General features: G+C 63.9%; 11 protein-coding genes and 1 pseudogene. All 12 read right to left on the minus strand.

Annotation, left to right across the window (positions count from 1 at the left end; translation table 11 throughout):
- Positions 1-83 precede the first annotated feature (83 nt).
- Positions 84-884 carry an endonuclease/exonuclease/phosphatase family protein gene (locus tag FE782_RS24715; RefSeq protein WP_238392653.1) on the minus strand — a complete coding sequence of 267 codons (801 nt, stop codon included), beginning with the start codon at positions 882-884 and terminating at the stop codon, positions 84-86.
- Positions 885-959: 75 nt separating this feature from the next.
- Entirely contained in the window at positions 960-1094 is a 135-nt protein-coding gene (locus tag FE782_RS33150) for a hypothetical protein (RefSeq protein ID WP_274388755.1), read from the minus strand.
- A 60-nt stretch (positions 1095-1154) separates the two neighbouring features.
- Positions 1155-2420, minus strand: coding sequence for a CehA/McbA family metallohydrolase (locus FE782_RS24720; RefSeq protein WP_238392654.1), 1266 nt, complete (start codon positions 2418-2420; stop codon positions 1155-1157).
- A gap of 186 nt (positions 2421-2606) precedes the next feature.
- Positions 2607-3623 carry a LacI family DNA-binding transcriptional regulator gene (locus tag FE782_RS24725; protein ID WP_138197036.1) on the minus strand — a complete coding sequence of 339 codons (1017 nt, stop codon included), beginning with the start codon at positions 3621-3623 and terminating at the stop codon, positions 2607-2609.
- A gap of 72 nt (positions 3624-3695) precedes the next feature.
- On the minus strand, positions 3696-5147 hold the full coding sequence (locus FE782_RS24730) for a CoA-acylating methylmalonate-semialdehyde dehydrogenase (protein WP_138197037.1): 1452 nt from the start codon (positions 5145-5147) through the stop codon (positions 3696-3698).
- Between the two features lie 4 nt (positions 5148-5151).
- On the minus strand, positions 5152-5994 hold the full coding sequence (locus FE782_RS24735; protein ID WP_138197038.1) for a class II fructose-bisphosphate aldolase: 843 nt from the start codon (positions 5992-5994) through the stop codon (positions 5152-5154).
- Positions 5995-5999: 5 nt separating this feature from the next.
- Complete coding sequence (iolC, locus tag FE782_RS24740) at positions 6000-7001, minus strand: 5-dehydro-2-deoxygluconokinase (protein ID WP_138197039.1); 1002 nt, start codon at positions 6999-7001, stop codon at positions 6000-6002.
- A gap of 26 nt (positions 7002-7027) precedes the next feature.
- Positions 7028-7846, minus strand: a complete 819-nt coding sequence (gene iolB, locus FE782_RS24745) for a 5-deoxy-glucuronate isomerase (RefSeq protein ID WP_138197040.1) — start codon at positions 7844-7846, stop codon at positions 7028-7030.
- Positions 7843-8775: a myo-inosose-2 dehydratase gene (gene iolE, locus FE782_RS24750; protein WP_439116456.1), complete on the minus strand. Its 933-nt coding sequence runs from the start codon at positions 8773-8775 to the stop codon at positions 7843-7845. Before iolE ends, iolB begins: the two co-directional genes overlap by 4 nt.
- Before the next feature lie 38 nt (positions 8776-8813).
- Positions 8814-10682: a 3D-(3,5/4)-trihydroxycyclohexane-1,2-dione acylhydrolase (decyclizing) gene (gene iolD / locus FE782_RS24755; protein ID WP_138197041.1), complete on the minus strand. Its 1869-nt coding sequence runs from the start codon at positions 10680-10682 to the stop codon at positions 8814-8816.
- Between the two features lie 70 nt (positions 10683-10752).
- The gene (iolG, locus tag FE782_RS24760) at positions 10753-11763 is read right to left on the minus strand and encodes an inositol 2-dehydrogenase (protein WP_138197042.1); all 1011 of its coding nucleotides are present in this window, start codon (positions 11761-11763) and stop codon (positions 10753-10755) included.
- Between the two features lie 880 nt (positions 11764-12643).
- Positions 12644-12892: pseudogene (locus FE782_RS24765) on the minus strand (CD3324 family protein); the annotation flags it as partial.
- Positions 12893-13084: the final 192 nt, after the last annotated feature.

Raw genomic sequence — 13084 nt, forward strand, 5'->3', positions numbered from 1 at the left:
ATCAACGCCTCCCGTTCCATCTCTCCATAAAAATAGAGACGCCCTCGGGTACGCATTCGTTTCGGCGAACGAGCTTACAATTTCTACCGAATCCGAAGCGAAGCGACGATCGGGTAATGGTCCGACGGATACCCGCCGTCCACGACGTCGCGGACCACCTCGACAGACCTTACGACGCACTCCTCCGTTACGAAAATGTAGTCGATCGGCTCCCCTTCCGCCCCGCCTCGGAAGTCGTGCGCCGTCAAGCCGGCGCGTCCGTCGGGAAGCGCGCCGTAAGCATCGGCGAGTCGCGTCGCCATCCGCTCCTCGGCTTCTCCGCGCAAGTAACGCACCGGCTCATGCGACGGATGGCAGTTGAAGTCGCCCGTCAAGATCAGCGGCAGCTCCTCTTCCGCGCGCGCCTCGTCGATGCGCCTGCCGACGAGACGGCTGCCCTGAACGCGCGCCTCCCGCCCTCGATGATCGAGGTGCGTGTTGAAGAAATACAATTCCCGTCCCGTCGCGCGGTGGCGGAATCTGCCGCTCGTGCAGACGCGCGGCAGATCGGCGTCCCAACCGACCGAGGCGGGAACCTCCGGCGCGTCGGACAACCAGAATTGGCCGAAGTCGATTACGGCGAGCTCGCTTTTCTTGTAGAATATCGCGTTAAACTCGCCCTCCGTCCCGCCCAGCCGTCCCATCCCGAGGCGCCCGTATTCGGGCAGACGCTTGTCGAGGTCGGTCAGCATCCCGATCAGCCCTTCCTGCGTGCCGATCAGCAGCGGATCGTACCGGCGTATCGTGCGAACGACCTTCTCGATCCGGTGCGGCCAGGCGTTCGCCCCGTCCCCGGCGTTGTTGTAACGCAAATTGAAAGACATCACGCGCAGCTCGATCGTCATTCCAGATGTGCCCCCAAGCTTTGTAATATCGTTTGCATTTCTCTCCGTATGCGTACGGGTCGGCCGCGGCGGGATCTAGGCGCGGTCTCCTTCGTTGGCCCAGTCGACGGCCGAAATTCGGCCGGAGCGGACGAGCGACTCGGCCGCCTCGCGCACGGCCGGATCGACGTCGCCGGAACGCAGCGACTGCGCGAGCGGCCAAGCCGGCATCGTCCATACGAACCGCCGCCCCTCGCCGTTGCCCGACGTCGCCGCGCAAGCCGCCCTCCTCTACGAGATGTCCTCGAAATAAATCGCGTTCGTGACGGCCGCGAGCAGCGTCTCGTCGACCTCCGCGAAATGTCTCCATACTTCAGCGCGGTAGAACGTATCGCCCGCCGCCAAGCGGTGCGTCATTGCGAACGGTCCGTCGGCTTCGATCGTCAGCTCCGATACCGTTCCCTGATTGCCGATCAGCTTCAAGACGTCGCCCGCTCGCAAGGCCGCGGCCTCCAGTCGAACTTCGTCGGCCGCCCCGCGCGGCACGACGGCGCCGATACCGTATCTACCGGCTTGCAGCGCGACGAACGGGCCTTCCGGCGCATAGGTCAGCACGACGCCGCCCCGATCGATCCCGCTCAAGATGCCGGACACCGTCTTCGTGTCGCTGTACACCCACGTCGTCGGCCAGGCATGGCGGATGTACGGATGCGGACGGTGCGTATCGCTGCCGCCGACCGCGGTCAGGCGCCGACCGGAGACCAACTGTTCATGCCACCAGTTGAGCGTATCCAAATTCGCCGACCGCCACGGGCCGTTCCAAATTTCGACCCAGTCGAAGTCGACGTCGAAATCCCACAGCCACGGGCAATGGGTGCAGTGCGGATGGTTCAAGACGATCTTCGCGCCGCGCTCGCGGCCCGTACGGATGCGCCGGCGCACGTCGTCCATGCTCGATACGCGGAAGTCGTCGAGCGGATCCGGTACCCCTAAGAAGTTGCTGTGACCGAAGTTCGTCGTGAACTCCATGCCCGGGATCATGACGACGTCCGTCCGACGCGGATACGCGGCGTTCTGGCTCGTCGCGTTATGATCCGTCATCGCCAGGAAGTCGCAGCCCAGCTCTTCCATGATCCTCGCGTTATCCTCCAAAGTGTACGTGCCGTCGCTATGGTCGCTGTGCATGTGCAAGTCTCCCTTCAACCATCTCGGGGCCGCCAGATCGAATCGGATCGCGACCGTTACCGTGCAGCCCTGGGCCGGCACCTCGTACGCGTTGTGGAGCACCGCCCAGTCGCCCGCGTTCAGCTGCCCCGCGAGATAACCGGGGGTCGCCTTCTCCAATCCGACCGTAAACTGCTTGCGCGCGCCGCCGCTCCAGCCGCGAACTCGCGTCTCGTCCCGGAGCCCCAAGTCGATCGTCGCTTTACCTTCGCCCTCCGCCTTCACCGCGTAGCTTACTGTAACCGCCTCGACCCCCTCGGGCATCCGGAACGGGATTTCGATATAGGCGCTTTGCTCCTCGCGCGCGATATAACGCTCGAAGACTTGTTCCATCGACCGATTCCTCCTCATCTGTATAACAGCGCTTACATGAAACGAACCGGTCCGTGACGTCGTTGATTCCGGCGTACGACGTCGAGCGAATCGTTAAACCGATTTAATCGAAGCCCGCGTTACTTTGCCGCATCCATTCGCCGAGCGTCGAATTCGCCGCCCCTCTCCCTCGAGGAGGCCGCCCCTTCAGCGGGGCGCCTGCTCGGGCGCGGACGCGGTCGACCCTCTGCGAATCAATCGAGGGTCGAGCACGACCCGCTGCTTCGCTTGCTTCTCCCCGTGAATCTCCTGCGTGATCAGATCGACCACTTCTCTTCCCAACTCCGGGATCGGCTGCGCGATCGTCGTCAGCGGCGGTTCCGCGAGCGACGCGATCAAGGTGTTGTCGAAGCCGACGACCGACAGCCGCGCCGGCACCGCAAGTCCCATCGCCCGGCACACCTGCAGGATGCCGATCGCGAGCAGATCGTTGCACGCGAAGACGGCCGTCGGCGGCTCGGTCAGCTCAAGCAGCTGCCGGGCCGCCTCCTTCCCGCCCTCGATATCGAAGGAGCTGATGCGGATCAGCGCCTCGTCGACGGCCAATCCCGCTTCCTCCAACGCTTTCTTGTACCCTTCCACGCGCTCCCGGCTGCTGGACACGCTCAGATTTTCCGCGATGACCGCGATCCGGGTATGCCCGAGCTCGACGAGATGGGACGCCGCGAGGTAGCCCCCGCGGAAGTCGTCGACCCGCACCGTGTCGACGGACAGGCGCCGGCTTTCCCGCGCGATCAACGCGACGGGCAGCCTCGCGTCGAGCAGCGACTTCACCGACTTGTCGCTCTGCATGCCCGTGGCGAGAATAATGCCGTCCACCCGCTTCTGCCGAAGCCAGGCGAGGTATTTCTCCTCTTTGTCCGCGTCGTTGTCCGTGCTGCAAATAACGACGTTATATCCCTTCTCGTGAGCGCGATCCTCGACGCTGCGCGCCACCTCCGCGAAGAACAGGTTGCCGAGATCGGGCAGCAGGAGCCCGATCGTGTTCGTCCGCTTCTTCGTCAGCGCCGACGCCACCAAGCTCGGCTGGTAGTCGAGCCGCTTCATGACGCTCCGGACGTGCTGCCGCGTCTTGTCGCTGATTCTTCCCGTTTCGTTAATGACCTTGGACACCGTGGCGATCGATACGCCCGCTTCCTTCGCCACGTCATAAATCGTTGCCATCCGTTATCTACCTCGTCGTCGCCGTCGTTCCGGTCGATTTTCCTACTATTGTACCAGAAAAGCGGGCGCCGATTAGTACCTGGCGACGACCATTTTCTTGCGCGTGTAAAACTCTACCCCGTCCTTGCCGTTCGCGTGAAGGTCGCCATAGAACGATTTCTTGTAGCCGGAAAACGGGAAAAACGCCATCGGCGCCGGCACCCCGACGTTCACGCCGAGCATCCCCGCGTCGATCGACTCGCGGAACTGCCGAATCGCCCGCGCGTCGTTCGTGTACAAGCACGCCCCGTTCGCGAATTCCGATTCGTTCGCGAGCGCGACGGCGTCGTCCAGCGTCTCGACCCGGACGATCTGCAGGACGGGAGCGAAAATTTCGTCGTTCCAAATTGTCATCCCGGCGCGCGCATGGTCGAAGATCGTCGGGCCGAGGAAGTAGCCGGGCTCCGACGCCCTCGCATGCTCCCGCCCGTCGAGCGCCAGCGTCGCGCCTTCCTGTACGCCCGCCTCGATGTACTGCACCGTCCGCGCCTTATGCGCCTCGCGGATGACCGGCCCGAGGAAGACGCCGGGCTCCATCCCGTCGCCGACGGATAGGGCTCGCGCCGCCTCGACGAGCTTCTCGACCAAGGCGTCGCCGACGCCGCCGACCGCGACGACGACGGAAGCCGCCATGCAGCGCTCTCCGGCCGAGCCGAACGCGGCGCTCGTAATTTCTTTTACGGCAAGACTTAGGTCGGCGTCCGGCAGCACGATCGAATGGTTTTTCGCCCCGCCGAGCGCCTGAACCCGCTTGCCTGCCGCCGCCGCGGACGTATACACGTACTCGGCCACCGGCTGCGACCCGACGAACGAGATCGCCGACACGTCGGGGTGCTCCAGCAGGCCGTTCACGACGTCCCGCGCCCCGTGCACGACGTTGAACACGCCGGCCGGCAGCCCCGCCTCGGCGAACAGCTCCGCGAGCCGGTTCGCCGTGAGCGGCGTCCGCTCCGACGGCTTCAATACGAACGTATTGCCGCAAGCGATCGCGAGCGGAAACATCCAGCACGGCACCATCATCGGGAAGTTGAACGGCGTGATGCCCCCGACGACGCCGACCGGGTACCGGTACATCGCCGATTCGATGCCGGTCGCGATGTCGGGCAGATGGCTGCCCATCAGAAGCGTCGGCGCCCCGGCGGCGAATTCGACGCATTCGATGCCGCGCTGCACTTCGCCGTACGCTTCCGTGTAGCTTTTCCCGTTTTCGAGCGTTACGAGCTTCGCCAGCTCGTCCCAATGTTCGACCAATAGCTGTTGATATTTGAAAAGGATTCTAGCGCGACGCGGCACCGGCACCTTCTTCCAATCTTGGAACGCGTCCTTCGCCGCGCGCACGGCCGCGTCGAGCTCCGCCTTCGAAGACAGCGGCACCGTGGCGATCGTCTCGCCCGTCGCCGGATTCGGCACGTCGTCGCGAATCGTCGACGCCGACGGCGTCCATGCGCCGCCGATATAGTTCTGAATGTTCTGTATGGTCATCATCTCCCTACTCCTTCCCCCAACCGAGGATTTCGAATTTCCGGAGCGCTTCCGCCGTTACGGCCTCCATCGGCTTCGCGAACAGCTTGATGCGGTCGAACTCGGACGGACGCGCCTCCATCTCCTCCCGCAGCGTCCGCCCGAACGCCATGCGAAGCGCCGTGCCGATGTTGATTTTCCCGAATCTATGCCGGACGAGACGGCGCAGGTCTTCGTCCTTGACGCCGGTGGAGCCGTGCAGCACGAGCGGCGTCGCGCCGACGCGCGCCTCGATGGCGGCCAGCCGGTCGTAATCGATGCTCGCGCCTTGCGATTCCATCCGATGCACCGTGCCGATCGACACCGCCACCGCGTCCACGCCCGTCTCCGCGACGAACCTGCCGGCTTCGTCGGGGTCCGTGTATTCGTGCTTCAGCCCGAGCGACGGATCGCTGTAGCCGACCGAGCCGATCTCGGCTTCGAACGACACGCCCCGCGCCCGGGCGAGCGCCGCGATCCGCTTCGTCTCCGCGATGTTGTCCGCAAGCGGAAGCTGCGACCCGTCGAACATGACCGACGGATATCCGAACGCGATCGCCCGCTCGACGGTCGCGTAATCTTTGCCGTGGTCGAGGTGGACGCACACGGGCACGCTCGCCTCGCGCGCGATCGTCAGCAGCATCGGCGCCAACACCGCGAACGGCATGTGCGCGAGCGCGACGACGTTCGTCGACAGCATAACCGGCGCCCCGAGCCGTTCCGCGGCGCGCACGACCGCGATCGCGTCCTCGTAGCCGAAGACGTTGAACGCCGGCACCGCGCGCGGCCGCCCGGCCGCTTCCTCCACCATCTCCTTCATCGATGCGAGCATAGCGGTCAGATCCCCTCCGCCCGGAAGCGGTCGATGCGCGCCTGAATTTGCTCCGCGGTCGGCATCGCGTCCGAGCAGCTGTGGCTCGAGACGACGATCGACGCCGACGCGGCGCCGAACTCCTGGCAGCGCGGAATGTCCCAGCCGTTCATGATGCCGTAGATGAACGCGCCCGCGAACGAGTCGCCCGCCCCGAACGTCTTCACGACGTTCGCCGGGAACGTCGAGCCCTTGTACTCGCCGCCGTCCTTCGTATACGCCGTCGAGCCGTCGCCGCCGCGCTTGACGACGATAATGCTCGCGCCCTTGCCGAGCCAATGGTCCGCCGTCCATCTGTCGTCCTGCCGAAGCGGACCGACGGCCGTCTCCATCAGATCGAACTCGTCGCGGCCGCCGACGATGACGTCGCATTTCTCGGCGACGAGCCGACAATAGACGCCTGTCTCCGTCTTCGATTGCCACGTCCACGGACGGTAATCGATGTCGAACAATGTGACGACGTTATGCTTCTTCGCGTATTCGAGCGCGACGAACACCGCTTCCCGGGACGGGCTCTTCGCGAGCGCCGTCCCGGAGACGAGCATCGCCTTCGCGCTCGCGATATAGTCCTCGCTTACTTCCGACGGTTCCAGCTTCAGGTCCGCGACGTTGTCGCGGTACATTAAGATGCTGCATTCCGTCGGCGACTTGATTTCCGTGAACGCAAGGCCGGTGACGGCGCCGGTGCGGTCGACGTGGACATTTTCCGTATTGATGCCCGTGTCCTCTAAGTACTTCATAATGAACCGGCCGAACTGGTCGTTCGACACCTTGCCGATGAAGCCGGTGCGGAGCCCGAGCCTCGCGGACGCCACCGCGATGTTGGCGGGGGAGCCGCCGAGGTACTTCGTGAAGCTGAGCGTCTCCTCCATCGGCCGGTGAATTTCGTTCGCGTTCAGATCGACGCACAGCCGGCCGAGGCCGATCAGGTCGAGCGGACGGTTCGGTTCGAATGATAACAACGACATCGTACCCTTCCTCCTTCGCTTGCGATTTACTTCCGATTGCGGTCCGGGTTCATCAGCCACTCGTGGTCCGGATCGTTATGGAACTTCCACGTCCGCGTCGGACCGGCCATGACGTTCAAATAATAGACGTCGTAGCCCGGAGGCGCCGACACCGGATGATAGCCCTTAGGTACGAGCACGACGTCGCCGTCCTTCACTATAATCGTCTCGTCGAGCGACCGATCGTCCGTGTACACCCGCTGGATCGCGAAGCCGCGATCGGGGTCGATGCGGTGATAGTACGTCTCCTCGAGGAACGACTCCCGCGGCAGATCGTCTTGATCGTGCTTGTGCGGCGGATAGCTGGACCAATGCCCGTTCGGGGTGAACACCTCGACGACCAGCAGGCTGTCCGCTTCCTTCTGTTCGGGCAAAATGTTGTGAATGCGGCGCTCCATCTCCCCGTAGCCGCGCTGCTCGACGCCGACGTCGCCGGGCGCGATCAGCCGGGCCGGGAACGATCCCTTGCCGGGCGCCGTGCAGACGGCGAGCTCGAGCCGCGTCAGCGCGGTCGCTTCGAATCGATCTCCGGAAGGCACATAGACGGCATAGGGCGCCGTCCCCTCGAACACGGACATGCGCTCCCCGATGCCGGCGAACTCCGCTTCCTTCGTCCGCACGTCGGCTTGGCCGCTTACGAGCACGAGACACGCTTCCCGGTCGCCCGTGTCTCTGGTCAATCGCCCGCCGGCTTCCAGCGTAAATACCTCGAAGCCGACGTACGTCCAGCCCGCGCTTTCCGGCGATACGGCGACGACGCGGCCTTCCGCGTCCGGCGCGCCGCTCGGAACGGTCAGCTTCGTCATCCGGCGACGCCTCCTTGCTCCGCCTTGGACGCGATCCCGCTCAGGTACGCGATCGCCTTCTCCGCGTAAGCGTTCGGTTCGGCCACGGCGGGATCCTGCTCCGCTTCGATGATCATCCAGCTGTCGTAGCCGACGGCGAACAGCCGATCCAAAATCGGCGCGAAGTCGATCGCCCCGTCTCCCGGCACCGTGAACACTCCTTGAATGACCGCATCTTGAAAACGAATCCCCTCGCCCCGCACCCGCTCGAGCACGTCTTGCCGCACGTCTTTCAGGTGGACGTACGCGATCCGGTCCGCGTGCTTGTTCAGCACCGCGAGCGGATCCGCGCCGCCGTAAAAGGCGTGCCCCGTATCGAATAACAGGTGCACGAGCTCCGGATGCGTCGTCGCCATAAGCCGGTCGATTTCTTCGGGTTTCTCGACGATCGTTCCGATATGGTAGTGATAGACGAGCTTCATCCCGTATTCCCGGCAGATGCGGCCCGCTTCCTCCAGCCCTTCGACCATCGCGTTCCATTCCTCGTCGGTCGGCGGGATCACGTCCTTCACGCCGGCCGGCCGGCGCGGATCGCCGGTGATCGAGCCGCCGAGCTCGCACGTGACGACGACCTCGCTGCCCATCTCGCGCAGAAACTCGACGTGGCGTCGATACGCCGCCAGCTCCTCCTCGCGGCGCGAGCGGTCGGAGAACAGCACGCCCTTCCACTGCGACGTGAGCCGGATGTTCCGCTCGGCCAACCGCGCCTTGAGCTCCGCGGGATCCTTCGGGAACTTGCGGCAGTTTTCCGTGGCGCGAAAGCCGAGTCGTTCGAAGTCGTTCAGCAAATCCTCGAACGTGTAATGATCGCCGAGCGCCAGCACGTCCTCGTTCACCCAGTTGATCGGCGAGATTCCCAGTTTCCATTCCGAAAATGACGGCATCGCCATCGCGCGTTCCTCCTCTTTTTCCAATACGAGCCTTCCGCTTAGTACAACGTCCTCGCCGTCTTCATCCGCTCCGTCCACGCCTCCCGCGACGCCAGCACCTTCTCGTCCGTCGAAACCTCCGCCGCGTCGACGCGCCACCACGAGCCGTAGCCGTCGGTGTTCGTACCCGGCAGGACCGGGATATGGATGAGCGTCGAGACCGCGTCCCGCTTCGCGCTTTCGAGCGCCGCCTTCAGCTCGTCGACGGTCGTCGCCGTGTACGCCGAGACGCCCATGCTGCGGGCATGCGCGGCGAAGTCGATCGGCAGGTAATCGCCGGACAAGGCGCCGGTATCCGCGCTGCGATAACGGAACTCGTTGCCGAAGCCGTCGCTGCCGTTCGCGCGCTGCAAGTTGTGAATACACTGGAAGCCGTGATTGTCGAGCAGCAGCACGTTGATTTTCCGGCCTTCCTGAAGGCTTGTGATCAGCTCGCTGTGGAGCATCAGGTAGCTGCCGTCGCCGACGACCGCGTACACGTCCCGATCCGGCTCCGCAAGCTTAATGCCGAACGCGCCGGCCACCTCGTAGCCCATGCAGGAGAAGCCGTATTCCATGTGGTACGTCTTCGGCTTCGCGCTCCGCCAGAGACGGTGCAGATCGCCCGGCAGGCTGCCTGCCGCGCATACGATGACGGCGTCCTCGCCGATCGCTTCGTTGATTTCGCCGAGCACGCGGGTTTGGGAGAGCCCTTCCGGCAGCTCCGCGGCATAGAGCCGATCCACTTCCCGGTCCCATTCCCCCTTCAGCGTGCGCAAGGCATTCTCCTCATAGGAGGCCCGGTAGCCTCGCCCCGCAAGCGACGGAGTCAACGCCTCGAGCGCCGCCTTGACGTCGGCCAGAAGCGCGAGCGCGTCAAGCTTCACGGCGTCGAAGCCGGCCACGTTCACCGAGATGAAGGCCGCGTCCGAGCGGAAGGCGGTTTTCGAGGCAGTCGTGAAGTCGGCGAAGCGCGTGCCGAGGCCGATGACGACGTCCGCCGCCTTCGCCAGCGCGTTGGCCGCGGAAGAACCGGTGACGCCGATCGCGCCCATGTAGAGCGGGTGATTCCACGGAACGGCGCTCTTGCCCGCCTGCGTCTCGGCGATCGGGATGCCGAACGCCTCGGCGAACGCGAGCGTCTCCGCGGCGGCCAAAGAATAGTGGACGCCGCCGCCGACCACGAGCAGCGGCTTCGCGCTTGCGGCGATCCGCGCGACCGCCTCGGCGAGCGCCTCGCGCGACGGCTGCCGCCGTTCGATGCGGTGGACGCGTTTCCGGAAAAATTCCTCCGGATAATCGTACGCCTCCGCCTGCACGTCCTGCGGCAGCGCGAGCGTCACCGCTCCCGTCTCCGCCGGGTCCGTCAGCACGCGCATCGCGTGGATCGCCGACGACATGAGCTGCTCCGGCCGAGTGATGCGGTCCCAATATTTGCTGATCGGCTTAAAGCAATCGTTCGCCGACACCGTGTAATCCATCGGATGCTCGACTTGCTGCAGCACCGGGTCCGGCTGCCGCGTCGCGAAGATGTCGCCGGGCAGGAAGAACGCCGGAATGCGGTTGACCGTCGCCGTCGCCGCCGCCGTCACCATGTTGAGCGCGCCCGGTCCGATCGAAGAGGTGCAAGCGTAAATTTGCAGTCGGTTGCGCTGCTTCGCGAAGGCGACCGCCGCGTGCGCCATCCCTTGTTCGTTCTTCCCCTGGATGTAAGGCAGGCCGTTCTCGCTTCGCTCGAGCGCCTCGCCGATGCCGGTGACGTTGCCGTGTCCGAAGATGCCCATGACGCCGCAGACGAACTTATGCTCCTCGCCGTCGATCGACACGTATTGCCGATCCAGGAACCGGAGCAGCGCCTGCGCCATCGTAAGCCGTACCGTCGTTCCCATGTTCTTCACTCCTTCATTCGATTGTCGCGGTTGGTTTGGGGTAACCGCTTAACCTAACGTCAAAAAAACATCATTCGATCTCCGACAGCTTCACGGGCCGCCCTTCGAGCAGCGAACGCTTCGCGGCGCACGCGATGCGCTCCGCCTGCAGCGCGTCGTTGCCGTCGACCGGCGTCGGCTTCCCTTCGAGGACGCTTCGCACGAACGCTTCCGTCTCCGCCTTGTACGCCTGCTGATAGCGCTCCAAGAAGAAATGCTTCGGCTTATCGCCGAACACGCCTTCCGCGGTGCTCCATTCCGCCGAATGGTCGAAGTCGTTCTTCACCGTGACCATGCCCTTCGAGCCGAACACCTCTACCCGCTGATCGTACCCGTAGGCGGCCGAACGGCTGTTGTCGATCGTGCCGATCGCCCCGTTCGCGAATGTAAGCGTTGTCACCGCGGTGTCGATATCGCCCAATCGGCCGATCTCCGGATCGACCAGAACGGCGCCCTTCACGTACACCTCTTCCACTTCGCTGCCGGACAAAAACCTCGCCATGTCGAAGTCGTGAATCGCCATATCGAACAGCAATCCGCCCGACACGCGGATGTAATCGTACGGCGGCGGGCTCGGGTCCCTCGACGTAATGCGAACGACATGCGGTTCGCCAAGCGCGCCGCCGCTTACCAGCTCGCGCACCTTGCGGAAATTCGCGTCGAAGCGCCGGTTGAAGCCCGTCTGCAGCAGCACGCCGCATCGCCCCACGACGTCCATCACCCGCTTCGTCTCCTGGACGTCGAAGCTGACCGGCTTCTCGCAGAAAATATGCTTGCCCGCGAGCGCCGCCTTCTCGATCATCTCCACATGCGTATCGGTCGACGAGCAGATGAACACCGCTTCGACTTCCGGATCGTTCAGCACGTCTTCATACTTCTCCGTCGTCTTCGGTCCGCCGATGTCCCGGACCCATTGCTCTTGTCCGCGGATGAATAAATCGGACACGATATGGAGTCGCGCCGACTTCATCCCGGCCAAGTTTTCGGCGTGCAGCTTGCCGATGCGGCCCGCGCCGATCACGCCGATGTTCAACGTCTTCAATGGGAGCTCTCCTTTGCATAAATATGTGCCGCGCTCGGAATCATACATAACGCCTCGTATAGGGTAAGCGCTTAACTTACTTCATTTGGATTATAACACGGGATTCAAGGCGCGACTAGACGGAAAGTGGAAAATGTTGTCGCGCAGTCGGAGTTGCTCCGACGATTCCGCCTCCGCGCGGCCAGGCGCGAGCTGTAGTCGGAGTTGCTCCGACGATTCCGCCTCCGCGCGGCCAGGGCCGGGCTGTAGTCGGAGTTGCTCCGACTATTCCGCCTCCGCGCGGCCAGGCGCGAGCTGTAGTCGGAGTTGCTCCGACTATTCCGCCTCCGCGCGGCCAGGGCCGGGCTGTAGTCGGAGTTTTTCCGACTAATTCGCTTCCGCGGGGCCAGGGGCGAGCTGTAGTCGGAGTTGCTCCGACTAATTCGCTTCCCCGGGGCCAGGGCCGGGCTGTAGTCGGAGTTGCTCCGACTAATTCGCTTCCGCGGGGCCAGGGCCGGGCTGTAGTCGGAGTTGCTCCGACTAATTCGCTTCCGCGGGGCCAGGGGCGGGCTGTAGTCGGAGCTGCTCCGACTATTCCGCTTCCGCGGGGCCAGGGTCGAGCTGTAGTCGGAGTTGCTCCGACGATTCCGCCTCCGCGCGGCCCGCCGCGAGCTGTAGTCGGAGTTGCTCCGACTAATTCGCTTCCGCGCGGCCAGGGGCGAGCTGTAGTCGGAGTTGCTCCGACTATTCCGCCTCCGCGCGGCCCGCCGCGAGCTGTAGTGAGTTGCTCCGACGATTCCGAAACGGCACTCCTCCTCCACATAAGCGGGAGCTTTTCCCGTTCACGCAAAGAAGCCGCTCGATCCGTTCAACGCACGGACGGCGGCTTCTCATGTATGTTTCATTTCGTTTTCACTAAAATTTTCCGAATGCTGTCCCCCGAAAGATGATACTTCCGCTCGAGCTCCGAGACGGTCCATCCGCTCGCGTGCCGGCGGCTGATCTCCTCGTTGCGCTCGGCGATCTGACGCCTCGCGCCGCTCAGCTCGCCCCATCCGGCGCGCCGTTCGGCGTTCTTAGGAATGTACACCAATTCGCCTTGCACGAACTGCTGCAGCTCCCTCAAGAGACGCGGGGGAAGCACGTCCTTCGCGTTCTTGTATTGTACGGGGTTCGCCCTCCCTTAAGTAAAGCGAAAAAACCGTGGATGCTTAGCCTCCACAGGTACGGCGGTGCTCCAAGTTATATGGAAGGGAGGCCGAAGCCTCCCCCGTTATAAGGCGATCCTCGTCGTTAGACGAAGATCACCTCTGTTTGGTTTACCACACCGATCAACCCCTTT

The organism is Paenibacillus antri (assembly GCF_005765165.1).
GTDB classification, from domain to species: Bacteria; Bacillota; Bacilli; order Paenibacillales; family YIM-B00363; genus Paenibacillus_AE; species Paenibacillus_AE antri.